This is a genomic window from Colwellia sp. BRX8-7 (assembly GCF_014077275.1).
In the GTDB taxonomy this organism is placed as follows: Bacteria; Pseudomonadota; Gammaproteobacteria; order Enterobacterales; family Alteromonadaceae; genus Colwellia_A.
The window spans coordinates 418126-437721 of sequence record NZ_JACGVP010000001.1 but is presented as its reverse complement, the minus strand read 5'-3'; the positions used below and the strand labels follow the sequence as shown (position 1 = coordinate 437721).

At 37.6% G+C, this 19596-nt stretch carries 19 protein-coding genes; 14 read left to right on the top strand and 5 right to left on the bottom strand.

The genetic code is table 11. The features are described 5' to 3' along the window. Positions 1-97 precede the first annotated feature (97 nt). Entirely contained in the window at positions 98-892 is a 795-nt protein-coding gene (locus H4J57_RS01885) for an ABC transporter substrate-binding protein (RefSeq protein WP_182241763.1), read from the top strand. A 179-nt stretch (positions 893-1071) separates the two neighbouring features. Here the strand turns inward: H4J57_RS01885 and tnpA are convergent, their stop codons facing one another. Beyond that, positions 1072-1467 carry an IS200/IS605 family transposase gene (gene tnpA, locus H4J57_RS01880; protein ID WP_182241762.1) on the bottom strand — a complete coding sequence of 132 codons (396 nt, stop codon included), beginning with the start codon at positions 1465-1467 and terminating at the stop codon, positions 1072-1074. Between the two features lie 37 nt (positions 1468-1504). Between tnpA and H4J57_RS01875 the strand changes: the two genes are divergently transcribed. Next, positions 1505-2731, top strand: coding sequence for an RNA-guided endonuclease TnpB family protein (locus H4J57_RS01875; RefSeq protein ID WP_182241761.1), 1227 nt, complete (start codon positions 1505-1507; stop codon positions 2729-2731). 324 nt (positions 2732-3055) lie between these two features. On the opposite strand, the gene H4J57_RS01870 is transcribed toward H4J57_RS01875, so the two are convergent. After that, a complete protein-coding gene (locus H4J57_RS01870) occupies positions 3056-3973 on the bottom strand; it encodes a hydrogen peroxide-inducible genes activator (RefSeq protein WP_182213253.1) in 918 nt (305 codons plus the stop codon). A 310-nt stretch (positions 3974-4283) separates the two neighbouring features. On the opposite strand from H4J57_RS01870, the gene ahpC reads away from it, so the two are divergent. Beyond that, entirely contained in the window at positions 4284-4847 is a 564-nt protein-coding gene (gene ahpC, locus H4J57_RS01865) for an alkyl hydroperoxide reductase subunit C (RefSeq protein ID WP_070374813.1), read from the top strand. A gap of 124 nt (positions 4848-4971) precedes the next feature. After that, the gene (gene ahpF, locus H4J57_RS01860) at positions 4972-6537 is read left to right on the top strand and encodes an alkyl hydroperoxide reductase subunit F (RefSeq protein WP_182241760.1); all 1566 of its coding nucleotides are present in this window, start codon (positions 4972-4974) and stop codon (positions 6535-6537) included. Between the two features lie 79 nt (positions 6538-6616). Here ahpF and H4J57_RS01855 read toward each other — a convergent pair whose 3' ends face one another. The 3 genes from H4J57_RS01855 to H4J57_RS01845 all read right to left on the bottom strand — a co-directional run bounded on the left by H4J57_RS01855 (position 6617) and on the right by H4J57_RS01845 (position 9326). Next, positions 6617-7561 (bottom strand): D-2-hydroxyacid dehydrogenase, encoded by a 945-nt coding sequence (locus tag H4J57_RS01855; RefSeq protein WP_182241759.1) that lies wholly within the window; start codon positions 7559-7561, stop codon positions 6617-6619. Positions 7562-7693: 132 nt separating this feature from the next. Continuing rightward, positions 7694-8896, bottom strand: coding sequence for an NnrS family protein (locus H4J57_RS01850; protein WP_182241758.1), 1203 nt, complete (start codon positions 8894-8896; stop codon positions 7694-7696). Between the two features lie 184 nt (positions 8897-9080). Then, on the bottom strand, positions 9081-9326 hold the full coding sequence (locus tag H4J57_RS01845) for a DUF2164 domain-containing protein (RefSeq protein ID WP_182213260.1): 246 nt from the start codon (positions 9324-9326) through the stop codon (positions 9081-9083). 297 nt (positions 9327-9623) lie between these two features. Here H4J57_RS01845 and iscX point away from each other — a divergent pair, with 297 nt between their 5' ends. The 10 genes from iscX to H4J57_RS01795 all read left to right on the top strand — a co-directional run bounded on the left by iscX (position 9624) and on the right by H4J57_RS01795 (position 19582). Continuing rightward, complete coding sequence (gene iscX, locus H4J57_RS01840) at positions 9624-9824, top strand: Fe-S cluster assembly protein IscX (RefSeq protein WP_070374809.1); 201 nt, start codon at positions 9624-9626, stop codon at positions 9822-9824. A 143-nt stretch (positions 9825-9967) separates the two neighbouring features. Then, on the top strand, positions 9968-11677 hold the full coding sequence (locus tag H4J57_RS01835; RefSeq protein ID WP_182241757.1) for an NAD-dependent malic enzyme: 1710 nt from the start codon (positions 9968-9970) through the stop codon (positions 11675-11677). Between the two features lie 77 nt (positions 11678-11754). Next, on the top strand, positions 11755-11919 hold the full coding sequence (locus H4J57_RS20240) for an invasion associated locus B family protein (RefSeq protein WP_182229949.1): 165 nt from the start codon (positions 11755-11757) through the stop codon (positions 11917-11919). Positions 11920-12003: 84 nt separating this feature from the next. Continuing rightward, the gene (ndk, locus tag H4J57_RS01825) at positions 12004-12435 is read left to right on the top strand and encodes a nucleoside-diphosphate kinase (protein ID WP_070374808.1); all 432 of its coding nucleotides are present in this window, start codon (positions 12004-12006) and stop codon (positions 12433-12435) included. A 339-nt stretch (positions 12436-12774) separates the two neighbouring features. After that, entirely contained in the window at positions 12775-13947 is a 1173-nt protein-coding gene (locus H4J57_RS01820; RefSeq protein ID WP_070374807.1) for a bifunctional tRNA (adenosine(37)-C2)-methyltransferase TrmG/ribosomal RNA large subunit methyltransferase RlmN, read from the top strand. Positions 13948-14069: 122 nt separating this feature from the next. Continuing rightward, positions 14070-15293: a type IV pilus biogenesis/stability protein PilW gene (pilW, locus tag H4J57_RS01815; RefSeq protein WP_182241756.1), complete on the top strand. Its 1224-nt coding sequence runs from the start codon at positions 14070-14072 to the stop codon at positions 15291-15293. Next, the gene (locus tag H4J57_RS01810; protein ID WP_182241755.1) at positions 15290-16288 is read left to right on the top strand and encodes a RodZ domain-containing protein; all 999 of its coding nucleotides are present in this window, start codon (positions 15290-15292) and stop codon (positions 16286-16288) included. Before pilW ends, H4J57_RS01810 begins: the two co-directional genes overlap by 4 nt. A gap of 68 nt (positions 16289-16356) precedes the next feature. Next, positions 16357-17475, top strand: coding sequence for a flavodoxin-dependent (E)-4-hydroxy-3-methylbut-2-enyl-diphosphate synthase (gene ispG, locus H4J57_RS01805; protein ID WP_070374804.1), 1119 nt, complete (start codon positions 16357-16359; stop codon positions 17473-17475). Between the two features lie 184 nt (positions 17476-17659). Next, positions 17660-18934, top strand: a complete 1275-nt coding sequence (gene hisS / locus H4J57_RS01800; RefSeq protein WP_182213268.1) for a histidine--tRNA ligase — start codon at positions 17660-17662, stop codon at positions 18932-18934. A 9-nt stretch (positions 18935-18943) separates the two neighbouring features. Beyond that, a complete protein-coding gene (locus tag H4J57_RS01795; protein ID WP_182221153.1) occupies positions 18944-19582 on the top strand; it encodes a tetratricopeptide repeat protein in 639 nt (212 codons plus the stop codon). The last annotated feature ends 14 nt before the right edge of the window (positions 19583-19596 follow it).

Here is a 19596-nt window from a genome sequence, read left to right as displayed (position 1 = left end):
TTTTCTTTGCAAGGTACTCAACTATAATAACGGGTAGTTAGCCAATATTTATAATCCAGTCGCTGGAAACACAAAAAGAAACCGTATACTTTTACTTATGATGATACTTAAAAAACTACTATTTTTCTTTTACCTTTTTCCGTTCTTTATTTTAGCCGACAACCGTCTAAAGACAGACGGTAATCATCTAGGTAAAGCTAGAGTTACGCTGAAAGTCGCTATAGAGGAAATAGGTTATTCTCCCTATAATTATAAAGAAAATGGAGAAATAAAAGGTTTTACTATTGATGTTCTCGATTATATTAAAGCAAACTCAAAATATGATTTTGAGTTTGTCACTTTACCTTGGCCAAGAGCACTTTATCTCGTTGCAGAAGGTAAAGTTGATCTGATACTTACATTATTTAAAAATAAAAAGCGTGCAAAAACATATCACTTTATTGAACCCTCTTACGGTTATGAGATTAATCAATTATTTACGCTTGCCGATAATAATTTTCAATATAATGGGGGATTAAAGCAATTATTACCTTATTCAATTGGAACCAAAAGAGAGTTTTCCTATGGAAAAGCTTTTGATAGCGCTAACTATATCACCAAATTACCAGCATTAACTGAAGAAGTATTATTAAAGCTGTTACTGACCAGGCGCATCGATATGGCTATATCTAATCCATATGTTTTTAATCAATTGATTAAAAAAAATAATGTTATCTCTAAAGTTCAGGCGATGGAGCCTTATGTTGCGAAAACGCCAGTCTACCTAGGATTAACCAAAGCTAGGGCGGATTCGAAAGAAATAAAAGAAACACTAGGACAACTCATCAAAAAATTTAAAGCAGCACCTTATTATCAAGTCCTTTTAAATAAATACCAACTCAATTTTAAATAACATACGTTAATTCGGTGAAGTGGCTTACTGGCACAGTAATGTCATGCCGCTAATATATTTCTAACTGATTTATAATGTTTTTTACTCAATATTGGTGTACAAGGGCTAGTTTTTATCGAACCTGTCGAGAAAACCCCGTGATCCGAGCGAAGCGAAAGTCGCGGGGATGAATCGATAAACTATCCTTGTTCTTTAATGTATTTGCGAATTGTATCAGCGGAAGCATTGCCGACAGAACAAACAAAATATCCATCAGACCAGAAAGTATTCTCAATCCAAAACTGCTTTTTCAGGCTTGGATACCTCTTCCAAATCAACTTATTTGTCTGCTGCTTAATCCTTCTAACATGTTGCCCAATGGCATATCTTGGAGAAATCATCAGAAGTATATGGATGTGATTCTTGTCTACTTCAATCTCCTCAACTGAAAAGTCAGAACTATCTGATATGTCTAAAACAGCCTGCTTTACAAACTCTCCCATATCGCCAAAAAGTAGTTGCTTTCGATATTTAACCACGAGAATTAAATGCAGAGCAATTAGGTGCTTACAATGTGAATTCGTTTGATATTCCACTTGACAATCTCGGCTTGTACAGTAGTCTATACAGTATATGAAAAAGACGCTCAGATACAATTATCGGCTCAAGCCGACGGCAGAACAAGAAGTCAAACTCGTTGAGTTTGGAGCATACGCCCGTGGCGTATGGAACTTGTTGCTATCTGAAAATATGCGTCGATATCGGTACGATAAAACATTTCTTTTTTACAATGAAATGGCATCGCTGATAAAAGATTTAAAAATGTTCGATGAATTCTCATGGCTCAAAGATTTTGACTCTGCGGCTTCACAACAAGTGGCTCGTGACCTTGAAACAGCACTAAAGAATTCATTCAATAAAGGCAGGCTTCAAAAGTTTCCGACTTTCAAGGTCAGCTTTAAGCAGAAGAAACTTCACGATGATAGCTACCGCTCGGTCAATACCAATGCAAATATAAGACTGGAAAATAACGGCATCACTATTCCAAAAATTGGTACGGTTAAAATTGCACTTCATCGTAAACTTAAAAGTAAAATCAAGTCAGCAACCTTCAAGATGAGGCACGGGAAGTGGTACGTTTCACTGACTCAAAAAGTCGAGTGCAAGAGTAAAAAGCAAGTGCTATCAACACTTGTGGGCTATGACATCAACAGCCAATATACGGTTGTCGGCTCAAATGGTCTGTACGTTGAAAACCCGAAAGTTTTTAAGAAGTCATCAACGAAATTAAAACAAATTCAAGTCCAGTTGAGCCGTCGTAAGAAAGGTTCGAATCGCTGGCACAAAACAAAATCACGTTTAAACAAAATTCACGGGAAAATCTCTAGCCAACGCCTAGCGTTCGCTCACGAAGTATCATGCTCGATAGCCAAGAGTAGCGATATTATCGTGTTTGAGGATTTAAACGTGAAAGGAATGCAGCAATTTAATGGCCAGATGGTGAATGATAATGTGATGGGAATGATCACTGAATTAACCAGGTATAAGGCTGAATTAAATGGAGTTGTTTACCATGAAATTGGTCGGTTTGTGAAATCTTCCGGCATTTGCTATGGATGTAAGTATGAGCATAAATTCGATTTGAGTGTGCGAGAATTTTCCTGTGAGAGCTGTGGATTAGTACAGTGCAGAGATTTAGCAGCAGCTAAATCTGTTGCAGACACAGGCGAAAAAGAGTTAATAGCTAATGGGATATTAGCTAGGGCGTTGCCCAAATTTCAGCAGAAATCACCTTCTAAAATGAAAGTCTTTGAGCAATCAAAGTTTGGTGTGGGATCTGAGAAAAAAGAAGCAGCCTAGTTATCAAAAGCTAGATTGCAGAAGCCCCGTGATCAGAGCGAAACGAAGTCGCGGGGTAGTTCACAAACACTTACTAGCGCCCAACCTTATTCATGCTTTTAATTCTTCTGCGTCTGACAATACTGATCGCCATAGTAATTATTTGAGTAGTTACAATTAACCACAGCTTTTTTATCTGTTGGTGTATTAAAAATTGTCTTGATATTATTAATAATATTTTTCATCTTAGTTACCTGATTTATTTTCGATAAAACGATTGTCACCTAACATTATCATTCAGTAAATTTCATAAAATTAAATATATCATTCTATAAAATGAAACGATTATTTAAGATAATGATCACTGCACTTTTCAGTAAGTTGTGCGGTAAAAATATTTTTGAGGATAGTCAGCTCATCGGTCCTTACATAATTAGGTCTAATGATTAACGCGATTGTTCTGTGTGGCCCCGGTTCATTTAAATGAATAGCCCGAAGTTCAGATTCGTTATAAGTCAATTGATCTAAGGCCATTTGTGGTACGAGCGTTGTTCCTAGTTTACCGGCAACCATTTGGATCAGTGTATGCAAACTAGCAGAGCCAAAATCAGCGCTTTGTTTTGGGTTTTGTAATTGACAAGCTGCTAGTGCATGTTCCTTTAGGCAATGGCCATCTTTTAACAACATTAGTTTTTCTGTCGCTAACTCTTCACTGGTAATTTCTTGGGTTTTCTGTGGACATTCATCCTTATGGCAGACTAAATAGAAGTCTTCTTGCCAAAAACTGAAACTCATTAAACCCTCTATAGGATAGGGTAACGCCAATATAGCTGCATCAATCGCTCCGGTTCGCACCATATCAACTAAGGTATGTGATTGTTCTTCTAGTATCTTCAATTTGAAATTTGGATATTGATGCCTAACTTCGGGCAACACCTTAGGCAAAAGGTATGGACCTATAGTTGGGATGACACCTATCGACATCGAACTAGAAAAAGGTTGATTGTCGCTTTTCGCAATTTGCAATAATTCATCTAGTTCTAGTTTTACTTGGCGAGCCTTATTAAGGATCAGCTGCCCCTTTTGAGTGACTAAGACTTGTTTGTTATTGCGCTCAAATATCATCATTCCCAACTGCTTTTCAAGCTCATTAATGGCCGTACTTAGCGCTGATTGAGAAACATTACATGCCTCTGCAGCTTTTTTAAAGTGTAAAGTCTTTTCGATAGCGAGTGCGTAATGAAGCTGTTTTATTGAAATCATATTTATAACGATAATTTATATTGAACATAGATATCATCCTAATCGAATTTATTGAATTAGTCATCTTGTTCGCAGGTAACTTATTTTGATATTGATATTCTCGATGGATAACGTGAAATCGACGGTCGCATAATCTCTTGTTTAGTTATCATAATAAATATTTAGTAATTCTGTTTTTTAGAATATTAAAATCTATTTAATCAAATTTATTTATCGTTCAACAGAATCTACTATACCCACATCGAAAGCAAACATGCTTTTAAAACAAAACCATTTAACTAAACATTTTTAAATAACAGAGGTAATACCCATGGCTCAAATAGGCAAAACTATCCCAGAATTTAAAGCTCAAGCATTTCATAACGATGAGTTTGTTGAAGTAACATCTGAGAGTACTAAAGGCAAATGGTCAATCTTTTTGTTCTACCCTGCAGATTTTACATTCGTTTGTCCAACTGAATTAGAAGACATGGCAAACCAGTATGAAGAGTTGCAAGGTCTTGGTGTTGAAGTTTACTCGGTATCAACAGATACACATTTTTCACATAAAGCATGGCACGATTCTTCAGAAGCGATTGGTAAAATTAAATTTCCGATGATTGGTGACCAAACTGGCACAATTACTCGTGGTTTTGATGTGATGATTGAAGAAGATCATATGGCACACCGCGGAACATTTTTAGTCGACCCAGATGGTGTTATTCAAGTTGCCCATATTCATGCGGGTGGTATCGGTCGAAGTGCAAAAGATATGGTGCGTAATGTAAAAGCTGCACAATATGTGCGTGAAAATGACGGTGAAGTATGTCCAGCAGCTTGGGAACAAGGTGAAGCAACCTTAACACCAAGTTTAGACTTAGTTGGTAAAATCTAAGACAGCAGTCTCGTTATGGGTGGAAGTCGTTATTCTGGTTAACCAGACTTCTTCCACCTTATTTCAACCAACAAAATGACAGCTCTTATGTCAAATTCAACAAGATAAATAATGAGGTAGCCCCATGTTAAGTGAAGATATTTTAAATGCAGTAAAAGCTTATACCCAAAATATGACCAACAAAGTATCACTAGTTTTACAGACGGGTGAACATCAAAAACGCAATGAATTAAAAGAATTTTTAACACAGTTAACATCAGTATCAGACAATCTACTACTTGTTGAACGCGATGATGGTTTACGCAGCCCTATTACGTTCTACTTAGAAATTGACGGTAACAATAATGGCATCCACTTTTCTGGTATTCCCAGTGGACATGAATTTAATTCGTTGATATTAGCTATTTTACAGTCATCTGGTACCGAACTGAAATTAGACAGCACCTTGACTAAAATGGTGCAAAAAATCAAAGAAGATTTGCACTTTGAAGTATTTATTTCCTTAAGTTGCCATAACTGTCCTGATGTTGTGCAATCGTTGAATCAGTTTGCCTTATTAAACGAAGGTATCAGCAGTGAAATGATTGATGGTGGCTTATTTAAGAACTTAATAGACGAACGTAATATTCAAGGTGTACCTAGTGTTTACCTTAATGGCGAATTATTTGCGAATGGAAAAATAGACACAGGTCAATTAGTCGATAAACTTATCGAACGTTTCCCTTATATTGTCGGTGGCGATGACAACGAGCAGTTACCGTTACAAGATATTACCGTTATAGGCGCAGGTCCTGCCGGTGTTGCTGCTGCTATTTATGCCGCTCGTAAAGGTTTGAAAGTGACTATTATTGCTGACCGTTTTGGTGGTCAGGTCAAAGATACCGTAGGTATTGAGAACTTAATTTCAGTCTCTAAAACGACCGGCACACAACTAACGGGTAATATGCAAGCGCACTTAAATGATTACGAGATCACGACAAGAGAGTTTGTACGTGTTGAAAAAATAGATAAAGGTGAGTCTGAGAGCAAAGTACCGAAAAAGCTACATCTTTCTAGCGGCGAAGTTATCGAATCTAAAACGGTGATCATTGCTACTGGGGCTAAATGGCGTGAACTTGGTATACCAGGAGAAAAAGAAAATATTGGTTCTGGTGTCGCTTATTGTCCGCATTGTGATGGCCCATTTTTCAAAGGTAAAGATGTTGCTGTGGTTGGTGGTGGTAACTCAGGAATAGAAGCGGCATTAGATTTAGCAAGTATGGTTAATCATGTTACCGTCTTCGAATTCTTACCTGGCTTGAAAGCAGATAAAATATTGGTAGAAAAAGCAGAAGCGCATAAAAAGATCACCATCATTAAAAATGTTGCTACTAAAGAAGTGATTGCTGAAGGTGGTAAAGTTGTTGCTCTGGCTTATGAAGATAGAGCAACAGGGGAGATGAAGCAACAAAGCTTGTCGGGAATATTTATCCAAATAGGCTTATTACCCAACAGTGATTTTTTACAGGGTGTTGTTGAATGTACTAAATATGGCGAGGTCATCATTGACGAAAAATGTCAGACCTCTGAGCCGGGTATATTTGCTGCTGGAGATGTTTCTACCGTGCCTTATAAGCAAATTGTGATTGCGATGGGTGAGGGTTCAAAAGCATCCTTATCAGCATTCGATTATCTTATTAGAGAAAGTTAATCAACATCAACCACACATCTGAACTTATAGTATAGCTATTCGTTTAGATGTGTCTTATCAAAAGCCGTATAAATAAACCTTATACGGCTTTATAGTTTTTAATATTTAAAGCGACTAAATCAATTAATCGCTGCTGCGACTCGATACTGGCCCAAGCAATATGGGCAGTTATCGACAAGTTATCGATTTCTTTTTTTATTAAAGCACTAATTAACGGGTGACTCACTGTTGGCGGCTCATGTTCTAATACATCGAGCACGGCGTGAGATATGATTTTATTCTTTAATGCCTGCAGTAAATCTGTACTATTAACCAGTACACCTCGCGCCGTGTTAATCAGTAACGCCGAGGGTTTCATAAGCGCTAAAGTTTCACTATTTATTAAGTTTATCGTCTCCTCGGTTTGTGGGCAGTGTAAGCTGATAACATCGGCTTTATTTAATACTTCAGTAAAGCTATGACGGTTTTCTCTTATTTTTATCGCATTAGGACGTTCAGCAATCATGACGTGCATATCAAAAGCTTGAGCAATTTTCGCTACCGCTTTACCTAAGTTGCCAAAACCAATGATGCCGATGGTTTTTCCTGCTAATTCTTGACTTCCTTTGCCATGAAAACAAAAAGTAGCACTGTTTTGCCAATGTCCTTGTTGAGTATTGATGTTGTGGTGTGCGGTATTACTGAAATATTCAAGCATTTGCGCAAAGACATATTGACTGACTGAGGCTTGTGAGTAACCACTGACGTTTTTAACCGCAATGTTAAGTGCTTTAGCAGCAACTAGGTCAACATTATTCATACCTGTTGCGGCAATGCACACTAATTTTAGTTGGGGTAATTGCTCGAGTATATTTTTAGATAACAACACTTTGTTGGTGATAATAATCTCAGCCGTTTTACAACGTTCAATAATTTGACTGTCAGTGGTGGTGGCATAACAGCTTAATGTACTGACCTCAGACTTTATACGGGTCAAAGAAATGCTGGCACTAAAGGTTTGTTGATCTAAAAAAACGGTTTGCATAGCGAGTAGTCAAAAAGAAATTATGTTATTAGCTTAATAGAAATCAAGATAAAAAAAAACGGCAATCAGCGTATATTTCTGTTTACCGTTTTATCATGTGATATTTATTTTATGGCATGAGTGTTACTTAGTTTAACCAGGACGACCATCTTCTCGTGCTTTTAGCAACATTGGCCCGTAGTAAAAAGTAAAGAGTCCAAAAGCAACCAACCAGAAAAAACCACTTATATCGACAAAGAGTAAAGTTTTTTCTGGTACTAACCAAGGCCCAAATACCCGAACCATAGCCGAGAGGGTAATAGATGCAAAAGCGACCGACATCATTTTAGGTGGGGTTAATGGTCGACCAGAATGCCCTAAAGAAACACGAGAAATCATTGCTAAAATAATCCCCCCCATGCCACCAATGGTTAATAGATGCCAAACATGATTACTGGGGATTTCATCAATAATGTAGCTAAATCCTAATAAGATAAGACCAAACCAAATAAATTTAATGGCGAAATGTAATGACCATAAAAGTGGTACGCCCAGTGTTATCCAAGGTCGCCATCTCAACCAACGAATTAACTGAAATAAACCAGCAAAAATTAAGATAATGCCAAAAAACATCGGCACAAAACCCACCAATGGATGTAACAACAACATCAGCATAGCAAGCAGTAAACTGCCATTAGCAAGTTTATCAAGTAAAGGAGCAGGGGTTGTTTTTGTGGTTTGTGTTCCATTAGCGGTGAACATTGGCACAACACGTCCAGACATAACGGACATTAAAAATACCACTAATAAAACACCGGCATAACCTGAGTAGCTCAACGAAAAACTTTGTGGGTAAAGGGTTGCTAAGTGCATTTCTCCATTGGCGATGGTAAACATCACCAATAGTGGTACAAAAAATAAATTTCGATACTGCTTTATCGCTAATATAGGTTTGGCGAGTGTATAAGCGATAGCTAATAAGAAACTTAAATCTATCAAAGCGCTTAATGTTGCCCCTAATAAGTCGGGCATTAACATGACCACTCGGCCTAATAACCATAGAAAGAATAAAGCGGCGAGGGGTTTGCCTTTAACACTGGCAATACCTGTCCAATTTTGCACTGCGGTGAGTAAAAAACCAACAATGATGGCACTGCCGAAACCAAAAATCATTTCATGAATATGCCACCAATAGCCACCACCGTAAGGTGAAAAGCTAATGGTCCCTTTATAGATTAACAACCATAAAGTAATGGCAATTAAACTAAAAACAGCGCCACCTAAAAAAAAGGGTCGGAAGCCTAAGCGAAATATTGGCAGAATTTTCTGCTCTTCATTTAAATCAGTAATTTGCATTATAGTTTGTATTTCAAATAATCAGTAAAGCCATATTAGCGTATTTATCAGAATAATCGTTGTGATAAATCAACTCTTATTATAATTGCCGCTTGATAATACAATTTAAAATTAATCTTGCAGATAAAGGGTAGAGAATATTGCTAAGGCTCAAGTTAATTTATCTATTTTTGCTCAGTGGTCATTAGTTGGCTGGTTTTTCTAATTGATACATTTCATCAGAAATATAATCAAGTTTTTCTGTTAATAATTGCTGGGCATCATAAATACCTTGATTATAATAATGATTGCCCATTTCCTTAGTAAAAAAATCAAGCAAAAAGTCAGCGTCAAACTGAGCGAGCTCTTGATCAAGTTCGCTTGCAAAATAATGCTGTAGTTTTTGAACCAGTAACTCTTTTTGTGCGGATGAAAACTTAATTTCACTCATATTATTCTCTGCTCTTTTAATGAAAATTCTTGACGAGATTATAACCATAATATTTCAATCAATTCTATCTTAAGGGATTATATTTCCTGCTGAAGTAGCGCCTTTGATGTATCATAGGTATATACTTATGACCAAGCGTTAAGGTGGGTGGTTTAAGTGAAAGAGACATTGAAAAAATGGTGGCAAACTGATTGTCAATTTTGCCTTAAATACCGAAGAATGTTTATTTGGTTAATTATCATGATTACAATAGATGCATTGTGGTTTAATCTTTTATTTTAAAAGTTGGAGTTATATATGGGATATCGTTGGACAGACTCATTAGAGTTAGCATTAGACTTAATGGAAGAGCATCCGGATGCTGATCCACTTAAATTACATTTTCCAGAATTGATGCAATGGGTGATAGCCCTCGATAATTTTGATGATGATCCTAAGCATTGTGGTGAAAGAGTGCTTGAGGCCATTCAATTAGCGTGGATTTCTGAAGTCGATTAGCGGCAGATAAATTTAAGGGTGATTTTTAGTCTTGTTTAGGTAATTGATTGTTTTATAAACCTCATCTGGCTTATACTACCGCATATATCACTACCATGAATTTTGACTATTCATCAACCATATGGTCTACATCAAAAATTATTATGACAATAAATATTAAACGTCCGTTATATATCCACTATGCTGGTCCAAGTCTTTTAGAAACCCCCCTATTAAATAAAGGTAGCGCTTTTGACGAAGAGGAGCGCACTAATTTTAACTTAATGGGCTTATTGCCGCCCCGTTATGAAACAATAGACGAGCAAGTTGAACGTGCTTTTATGCAATATAATAAGTTTCGAACCAACTTAAATAAGCATATTTATTTACGTACAATTCATGATAACAACGAAACTTTATTTTTCAGGCTCGTTCAGGCGCACTTAGCTGAGATGATGCCGATTATTTATACGCCGACAGTAGGTGATGCCTGTGAGCAATTTTCAGATATTTATCGTAGCTCGCGTGGATTATTTATTTCTTATGAAGATAGACATCACATGGATGATATTCTTCGTAATGCGACAAAAAATAAAATAAAAGTCATTGTTGTTACCGATGGCGAGCGTATTCTTGGTCTGGGTGACCAAGGCATAGGTGGAATGGGTATTCCGATCGGCAAGCTTTCACTTTATACCGCTTGTGGCGGCATTAGCCCCGCGTATACTTTACCGGTAATGCTTGATGTTGGTACCAATAACGAAAAGTTATTGAATGACCCTATGTATATGGGGCGTCGTCATAAACGTATTAATCAAGAAGAATACAACGAGTTCGTTGACATGTTTATTCAAGCAGTGAAACGTCGTTGGCCACATGTATTATTGCAATTTGAAGATTTTGCTCAACCCAATGCCACACCATTACTTAATAAGTATCGTGATGAAATTTGTTGTTTCAATGATGATATTCAAGGAACCGCCTCAGTAACTGTCGGTACTTTACTAGCAGCATGCCGCATTAAAGGGCGTAAGCTTGCTAAAGAAACCACATTATCACAGCAAAAAGTTGTCTTTGTTGGCAGTGGCTCTGCCGGTTGCGGTATTGCCGAACAAATTATTGCGCAAATGGTCAGTGAAGGTATTTCTGCAAAACAAGCACGCAGTCAAATTTTTATGGTCGACCGTTTTGGTTTATTAACCGATGGTATGGCTGATTTACGAGACTTTCAGCAAAAACTGGTGCAATCACCTAGTACAATTTCTACGTGGGCTGTTTCAGGGCGATACGCGACATTATTAGAAGTGATGAATAATGCTCAGCCAGATATTTTAATCGGCGTGTCAGGTGTGCCGGGTTTATTTACCGAACCTGTGATTAGAGCAATGAAATCACACTGTCCAATGCCGATTATTTTCCCGCTTAGTAATCCTATTAAACAAGTAGAAGCTACGCCAACACAAGTCATTAATTGGACGCAAGGCGAGGTCATTGTTGCAACCGGCAGTCCATTTAAACCCGTTGAATATCAAGGTAAAACTTTTCCTATCGTGCAATGTAATAATAGTTATATTTTTCCTGGTTTAGGTTTGGGTATTGTTTCAGCCAATATTAACCGTGTTACCGATGAAATGTTAATGGTTGCCAGCGAAACTCTTGCTAAAGCTTCACCATTAGCCAACACCGGGCTGGGTGAACTCTTACCTCCACTCACTGAGATTGCCAGTTTAAGTCGAAAAATAGCCTTTGCTGTCGCGAAAGTAGCTTTTGATCAAAACTTAGCTTTACGCATCGATGATGAAAGTTTACTCGCAAAAATAGAACAGAACTTTTGGCAACCAGAATATCGACAGTATCGTCGAAGCAGTGTGTAGTTAGTATTTTGTTACTCATATAAAAAAACTGACTCAATGTCAGTTTTTTTATATCTGCTTATTTTACACCTTAAAGTATGATTAAAATCGATGATGTTTTACTCAAGGAGATGAAAAACGCTAAGGTCGGTATGATCGCTTTTGCTTTAGAGAGTAAAAAGCAACTTACGTTACCCATATCTCTAGAAGGATTCGAGGCTGGGTTCAAGACATTAAAATCAAAAAGAGTACTAAGTGAATAATATTAGTTTTTTTGTTCAAATTCGTCTATAATCGCGCCAAAATTTATACACCTATTTTATCTAAAATATATATAAGGGCTTATCATGGCTATCGAACGTACTTTTTCTATCGTAAAACCAGACGCAGTTGCTAAAAACTTCATTGGTCAAATTTATAACCGTTTTGAAACTGCTGGTTTAAAAATTGTTGCTTCTAAAATGATTCACTTAAGCCAAGAAAAAGCTGAAGGCTTTTACGCTGAACATAGCGAACGTCCTTTCTTTGGCGCTTTAGTTTCATTCATGACTTCTGGTCCGGTTATGGTTCAAGTTTTAGAAGGCGAAAACGCTGTTCTTAAAAACCGTGAAATCATGGGTGCTACTAACCCAGCTGAAGCACTTGCTGGTACTATCCGTGCTGATCTTGCTGATAGCATCGACGAAAATGCTGCTCACGGTTCTGACGCTTTAGAATCTGCTGCACGTGAAATTGCTTACTTCTTCTCAGATGACGAAATTTGCCCACGCACTCGTTAATCTGATATTAAACGTTGTTAATGGCGAAACTTCTGTAAGAAAAGTGCTCACTTACTAACGTAAGCTCCGCGCTATCCTTTTTGAATTTTCATCATTAACTTAGTTTAATCTAGAAATAGAATATTAAAGGGTTTTACTGTTTCCAGTAAAATCCTTTTGTTATTTTTAGAGTTATAATAAACCTTAAGTTTTTTAATTTACTAACCCTTTGTTTTACATAAAGAGAAATTTAATTAAAAACGTTAAGGTTTGATATAATTTGATCTGTAAATTGTCATGTTTTGTATGAAAGCTGTACAATTGTTTTTTGTAATTTTGTTGTTTGAGAAGTAGTGAATCATGAGTGAAGTGACTGAAGTTGTAAGCCCGACCGTATCTGCGGTAAAGAAGAAAGTAAATCTATTAAACTTGGACCATCAAGGGATGCGTGAATACTTTGCTTCAATTGGCGAAAAGCCATTTCGTGCCGATCAAATGATGAAATGGATATATCATTTTGGTTACTCTGATTTTGAATTAATGACTAATTTGAACAAAAAATTACGTGAAAAATTACAACGTGAAACAGAAATTAGCGCACCAGAAATATCTGAAAAGCAAGTATCAACTGACGGCACGATAAAATACTCTTTACGCCTCGAAGGTGGTCAAGAAGTTGAAACAGTGTGGATCCCTGAAAACGATCGCGCAACATTATGTGTATCCTCGCAAGTCGGTTGTGCACTTGAATGTACGTTTTGTGCCACGGCGCAACAAGGCTTTAATCGCAATTTGTCTATGAGCGAAATTATTGGTCAAGTATGGCGTGTTGCTAATGATATTGGCGCGACACGTATCGCTGGAAAACGTCCCATTACCAATATTGTTATGATGGGAATGGGCGAGCCGCTTTTAAATATGAAAAATTTAATTCCAGCGCTTGATACTATGTTAAATGATTTAGGCTACGGCCTCTCAAAACGTCGAGTAACAGTGAGTACTTCTGGTGTAGTACCGGCGCTTGATATGTTAAAAGAAAAAATAGATTGTGCATTAGCTATTTCAATTCACGCGGGTAACAACGAGCTTCGTGATGTATTGGTCCCAATAAACAAAAAGTATCCTTTAGAAGAGTTTATTGCGGCAGCTGGACGTTATATTGATGGTTCAAAAGCTAACAAGCAGGCAACGATTGAATATGTGATGTTAGATCATGTTAATGACAGTACTGACCAAGCACATGAACTTGCTATCGCTTTGAAAGATTTACCGAGTAAAATCAATCTGATCCCGTTTAATCCTTACCCTGGATCGCCTTATAAACGTTCAAGTAATTCACGTATTGACCGTTTTGATAAAGTACTGCAGTCATATGGTTTAACCGTTATTACTCGCCGTACCCGTGGTGATGATATTGATGCAGCTTGTGGCCAATTAGCCGGTGATGTTTTTGATAGAACAAAGCGAACAGCAATGAACTCTTCAAAAAATGACGAGTCTAAAGCCCAAGAGATTTCAGTTAAACTGGTCTAACACTTTATTCTCGAGGTATTTATACCCGTTCGACAGCATGCTAGTTCAACAAGCATCTTGAAGTAGATCGGGTATAGGTATAATCTGTAATTATTACATTACGATAAGTGACATTCTGCCATATGATTAAATTTCTGCCGCGGTTATTTATAACGAGCGTTATCGCTTTGTTAATTGTCCTTTCTGGGTGTGTAACACAAAATTATGAGAACGACAGTACAATACCTGTAGTAGAAAGTGACTCAAGTAATAATGAAATGGCGATGACTCGAATTTCATTAGGCCTTGGCTATTTAAAAATGGGAAATACTAGCCAAGCGAAATTAAACTTGGAGAAAGCAAAGCGCTTTTCACCGAACTTATCCCAAGTTTATACGGCCTTTGCTCATTATTATGATGTGGTTGGCGAATCACAGCTTGCTACCAATGCTTATGAACAAGCGTTATCAATCGATGAAAAAAATCCAGATACCTTAAATAATTATGGGGTTTTTCTTTGTCGACATGAAAAGTATGCTGACGCTGAAAAATACACTTTAAAAGCGATAGCAATCCCAACGTACTTAATGGTCTCGCAAAGCTACGAAAACCTGGCGCTTTGTCAACTAAAAGCCGGTGAATTTGTTAAGGCTGAAAAATACTTTACAAAATCTATTCAGCATAGTCCTAATCGTGCATCAGCTTTATTACAAATGGTTCGCTTACAGTACGCTATTGGCGATTATAAATCCGCGCAACGTTATTTGAAACGTTATGAAAAAGCAACTCGTCGCTTTAGTCCTGAAGCACTTTCATTGGCTTATAAGGTTTTTGAAAAGCAGCACAATTATCGTACAGCTAAAAATTATGCCAGTATGTTGGTAAAAATGTTCCCAACTTCTTACCAAGCTAAGCAATATATTTTAAATGCGCTTGAGCATACTGAAGCGGATGACTTAGCAAAGATTTATCAAGCATCGATATTAACAACTAGTGACGCTTTACCACCGAAACGTGTCGTTGTTTTGTCACCGAATAAGCCCCAAAAAAAACGGCTAAAACAGCAGACTAAAAAAGCAACAGTTGCTAAAGGTACTGACGTAGAGGCGATGAGTATCAAGGATACCCAAGAACAGTTAAAGGCTAACCTTGAAACAAAAATACATGTTATTGTCAAAGGTGACAGTTTATTTAGCCTCTCAAAAAAATACAATATTCATATGAAGACACTAGAGCGCTGGAATAATATTACTCGTAGCGATATTTTAAAGCTAGGCCAAACGCTCTATGTTTATTTACCAGAGCATACTGATACTATGCCAACCAACAATGCTACTAATAAAGTTGAACAAGAGAAAACCCAATGACCCATGTTGAAACGCCTAATAATATCAAAAAGGCACAAGCTACTACATCATCAGAACCCTTGCATAACAGTTCCGAAGACGACCTCTCTGACGATAGTAAAATCATTGGGCCGGGACAAATTCTTAGTGATGCTAGAAAAAAAGCAGGCTTAACTCAGCAAGAGGTTGCGAGTAAACTCAATTTTCGTCTTACTTTAGTTAATGAGATAGAAAGTGAGCTGTTTAATAGTAATTTGCCGGAAACTTATAATCGCGGCTATTTACGTAGCTATGCAAAATTAGTTAATGTTTCTCAAGATGATGTATTGGTAAGCTATGAACAATTAAATATAGCTAAAGCACAAGTTTCTAAACTACAAAGTTTTTCTAAAGGCACGGAAAAGTTAGCAGAAAGCAATCGTATTATGTGGATAAGCTATATCATTTTAGCCATTCTCATTGGTTCTACTATGATGTGGTGGTTGCAAAATAATAAAGAACAAGCTCAAACGTTGGCTGAAGATATTGAGATAAATACTCAAAGTGCTGACGATGTTAACGAAAATAAAACGAGTGATCTTTCGACAGTTAACATTGATAACGTGACTAAAACTATTACTGAGGCACCTTTAGCTACTGCCGTGTTAGAACAGCAAAGTAGTGATATTGCACCCGCAGCGGTTAATGTAGAAAATAGTCAAGTGAGCGAAGCTGACATCATTGCAGTTGAAAATACCCCAATAGCAGAGGAAGTATTGACTGAAGTGCCTTTAACTGAAGTCATTTTTACTTTTTCTGGTGACTGTTGGGTAAATATTTCAGATTCAACAGGTGAGCGCATTGCTTGGGGTGTGAAAAAATTGGGTTACGTTATGACAATATCTGGGCAAGCACCTTTTGATGTTACCCTAGGAAGACCTGAATTAGTGGCAATAAACTTTGCCGATGAAGTCATTGATATGAGTCAGTTTAACAGTGGTAATATCGCTAAATTTACTTTGCCTGTTACCAATTAGTCATTAGCATTTTGTATAAATAACGTTTGTTGCGCTTAAGTAACAAACCACCAAAGTTGTGAATTATTATGTTTAAAGAATCTCCAATCATCCGCCGTAAATCTCGTCAAATAATGGTGGGTAATGTTCCTGTTGGTGGCGATGCACCGATAACTGTGCAGTCAATGACCAATACGTTGACGACTGATGTGGCAGCAACCGTTGCACAAATTAAAGCATTAGAAGGTGTGGGTGCTGATATTGTTCGGGTGAGCGTACCGACGATGGATGCCGCCGAAGCCTTTCGCGAAATTAAAAAACTAGTGAAAGTTCCACTGGTTGCTGATATCCATTTTGATTATCGCATCGCCTTAAAAGTTGCTGAGTATGGCGCAGATTGTTTACGTATTAATCCTGGTAATATCGGCCGCGAAGACCGAGTGCGTAGTGTTGTTGAATGTGCTCGTGACTTAAATATTCCTATTCGTATTGGTGTAAATGGTGGTTCATTAGAAAAGGATATCCAAGAAAAATATACTGAACCAACGCCAGAAGCACTTTTTGAATCGGCAATGCGTCATGTTGATATTCTAGATAGGCTTAATTTCGATCAGTTTAAGGTTAGTGTTAAAGCCTCAGATGTATTTCTTGCGGTCGAATCTTACCGTTTATTAGCAAAACAGATTGATAACCCACTTCACCTTGGTATTACCGAAGCAGGTGGCTTGCGCTCTGGCTCAGTAAAGTCTTCTGTAGGTTTAGGCTTGTTATTAGCTGAAGGAATTGGCGACACGTTACGCATTTCTTTGGCAGCAGATCCCATAGAAGAAATTAAAGTCGGTTTTGATATTTTAAAGTCACTAAAATTACGTAGTCGAGGTATCAATCTTATTGCTTGTCCAAGCTGTTCTCGCCAAGAGTTTGATGTTATCGCCACCGTTAATGCGTTAGAACAACGTATTGAAGATATATTAACGCCAATGGATGTTTCTATTATTGGTTGTATTGTTAATGGTCCGGGTGAAGCGATTATTTCTGATTTGGGCTTAACGGGTAGTAGCCGAAAAAGTGGTTATTATTTAGATGGCATCCGCCAAAAAGACCGCTTTGATAATAATAACTTAGTAGACCAGCTCGAAGAGCGAATTCGTGCTAAAGCGAAACTTCTTGATGCGGCTTACAAAATAAAATTTAAAGAAATAGAGTAATAAAATAACTTTAAAAAGAGCGAAACGTTATAGCGGTGACAGCTCAGTTGAAACCTGCATTTTGAGGTATCACAGCTGTACTATTTACGTTTCGTCTCAAACTGCCTATAATGCGCGCTGCACTTAATTTTTCCCGTTTTATATAAATATCTATTTTATACAATAGATGAAAGAGAGCCTTACTTTGAGCAAAACATTACAAGCCGTCAGAGGGATGAACGACTGTTTACCCACTGAAACTCCTATTTGGCAAATGGTTGAATCAGTTTTACGCCGAGTTGCTAGTAGCTATGGTTTTGCTGAAATACGTATGCCGATTGTCGAGTCTACTGGACTTTTTAAACGATCTATTGGTGAAGTTACTGATATCGTTGAAAAAGAGATGTACACTTTTGATGACCGTAACGGTGATAGCTTAACATTGCGACCAGAAGGTACAGCATCTTGTGTGCGTGCAGGCAATCAGCATGGTTTATTATATAACCAAGAACAACGTTTATGGTACATGGGGCCGATGTTTAGGCATGAACGCCCACAAAAAGGTCGTTATCGTCAGTTCCACCAATTCGGCTTAGAAGCCTTTGGAATTGGAACACCTGACATAGACGCAGAAATTATTATGCTAACTTCTCGTCTTTGGCGGGAACTTGGCATCAATGAGTTTGTCACACTAGAGCTAAACTCGTTAGGTTCAAATGAAGAGCGTGCAAATTATCGCGATGCTTTAGTTGTTTTCTTAACAGAAAAAGAAGATCAGCTTGATGAAGACTCTAAACGCAGAATGCATACCAATCCATTACGCGTTTTAGACAGTAAAAATAAAGATGTACAAGCCGCTTTAGTGGGCGCACCAAAATTAAGTGATTATTTTGATGATGAATCTAAAGCTCACTTTGCGGGTGTTTGTCAGCGTTTAGATGCTGCGGGTATTAACTATGTGATTAATGACCGCTTAGTTCGCGGTTTAGATTATTACAATCGTACGGTATTTGAATGGGTGACTGACAGCTTAGGCGCACAAGGTACTATTTGTGCGGGTGGTCGTTATGATGGCTTAGTCGAACAACTTGGTGGCAAAGCAACACCAGCATTTGGTTTTGCCTTAGGCATTGAACGCTTGGTACTCATGTTAACGAGCTTAGAAAAAGCTAACAATATTCGTGCACAAGTTGATGTTTATGTTATTGGTTTAGGTGAGGGGGTTGATATTCAAGCAGCGCTACTCAGTGAACAATGGCGTGACCAGGTTAAAGATATTCGCATACAAAACCACTGCGGTGGTGGTAATATGAAAAAACAAATGAAACGGGCAGATAAATCGAGTGCGCAAGTAGCAATTATCATCGGTGAAGATGAACTTGCTGAGCAAAGCGTGACGATAAAATATTTGCGTGGACAACAAGAACAACAGAAGGTGTCGCTTGAACAAGTGCCAGCTTTATTAAACAGTTTAATTTAAGGTGAAGTAGTGGACGTTTATCAAACAGAAGAACAACAAGTCGAAGCCATCAAAGGTTTTTGGAAAGAAAATGGTACTGCAGTTATTGCCGGTTTAGTTTTAGGTTTTGCTGGTTTTATTGGCTTTAACGTATATAAAGATACCCAACTTGAGAATGAAGTTTTAACGTCTGATGCTTATCAAACAGTGATGGAAAGTGCTGGTGTAGACGGAAAGGCTTTTTCAGCAAGTGCAAGTAAATTTATTGCTGAAAATAAAGACTCTAGCTACGCTTCATTAACGGCGCTTGCGCTAGCAAAAGAAGCGGCTACTCATAAAGATTGGCCACAAGTTGCTATTCACTTGGCAAGTGCTATTGAAAGCTCTACCAATCAAGGTATTAAAGCTATCGCAAGTGTTCGATTAGCGCGTGTGCAAATTCAACTTGAGCAATACACTGAAGCATTGGCAACCCTATCGGTTACACTGCCAGAGTCATTTAAAAGTGCGATTGAAGAAACTAAAGGCGATGCATATTTCAAGCAAGGTAAAGTAGAACTTGCTCGTAATGCTTATCAAGCAGCACTTGACGTTGAAGGTCAAACAAATAATGGTGCCTTACAAATGAAATTAAATGATTTAGCCCAATTATCATCGATTGCTAAATAAAGAGGCTAATCATT

Bases quoted from the DNA above. Each gene is read 5' to 3' on its own strand.
- ndk (WP_070374808.1), top strand. From the start codon at position 12,004: ATGGCTATCGAACGTACTTTTTCTATCGTAAAACCAGACGCAGTTGCT.
- H4J57_RS01850 (WP_182241758.1), bottom strand. From the start codon at position 8,896: ATGCAAATTACTGATTTAAATGAAGAGCAGAAAATTCTGCCAATATTT.
- iscX (WP_070374809.1), top strand. From the start codon at position 9,624: ATGGGATATCGTTGGACAGACTCATTAGAGTTAGCATTAGACTTAATG.
- H4J57_RS01870 (WP_182213253.1), bottom strand. From the start codon at position 3,973: ATGATTTCAATAAAACAGCTTCATTACGCACTCGCTATCGAAAAGACT.
- ahpF (WP_182241760.1), top strand. From the start codon at position 4,972: ATGTTAAGTGAAGATATTTTAAATGCAGTAAAAGCTTATACCCAAAAT.
- ahpC (WP_070374813.1), top strand. From the start codon at position 4,284: ATGGCTCAAATAGGCAAAACTATCCCAGAATTTAAAGCTCAAGCATTT.
- H4J57_RS01855 (WP_182241759.1), bottom strand. From the start codon at position 7,561: ATGCAAACCGTTTTTTTAGATCAACAAACCTTTAGTGCCAGCATTTCT.
- H4J57_RS01810 (WP_182241755.1), top strand. From the start codon at position 15,290: ATGACCCATGTTGAAACGCCTAATAATATCAAAAAGGCACAAGCTACT.
- H4J57_RS01875 (WP_182241761.1), top strand. From the start codon at position 1,505: ATGAAAAAGACGCTCAGATACAATTATCGGCTCAAGCCGACGGCAGAA.
- pilW (WP_182241756.1), top strand. From the start codon at position 14,070: ATGATTAAATTTCTGCCGCGGTTATTTATAACGAGCGTTATCGCTTTG.
- H4J57_RS01820 (WP_070374807.1), top strand. From the start codon at position 12,775: ATGAGTGAAGTGACTGAAGTTGTAAGCCCGACCGTATCTGCGGTAAAG.
- H4J57_RS01845 (WP_182213260.1), bottom strand. From the start codon at position 9,326: ATGAGTGAAATTAAGTTTTCATCCGCACAAAAAGAGTTACTGGTTCAA.
- H4J57_RS01885 (WP_182241763.1), top strand. From the start codon at position 98: ATGATGATACTTAAAAAACTACTATTTTTCTTTTACCTTTTTCCGTTC.
- H4J57_RS01835 (WP_182241757.1), top strand. From the start codon at position 9,968: ATGACAATAAATATTAAACGTCCGTTATATATCCACTATGCTGGTCCA.
- ispG (WP_070374804.1), top strand. From the start codon at position 16,357: ATGTTTAAAGAATCTCCAATCATCCGCCGTAAATCTCGTCAAATAATG.
- H4J57_RS20240 (WP_182229949.1), top strand. From the start codon at position 11,755: ATGATTAAAATCGATGATGTTTTACTCAAGGAGATGAAAAACGCTAAG.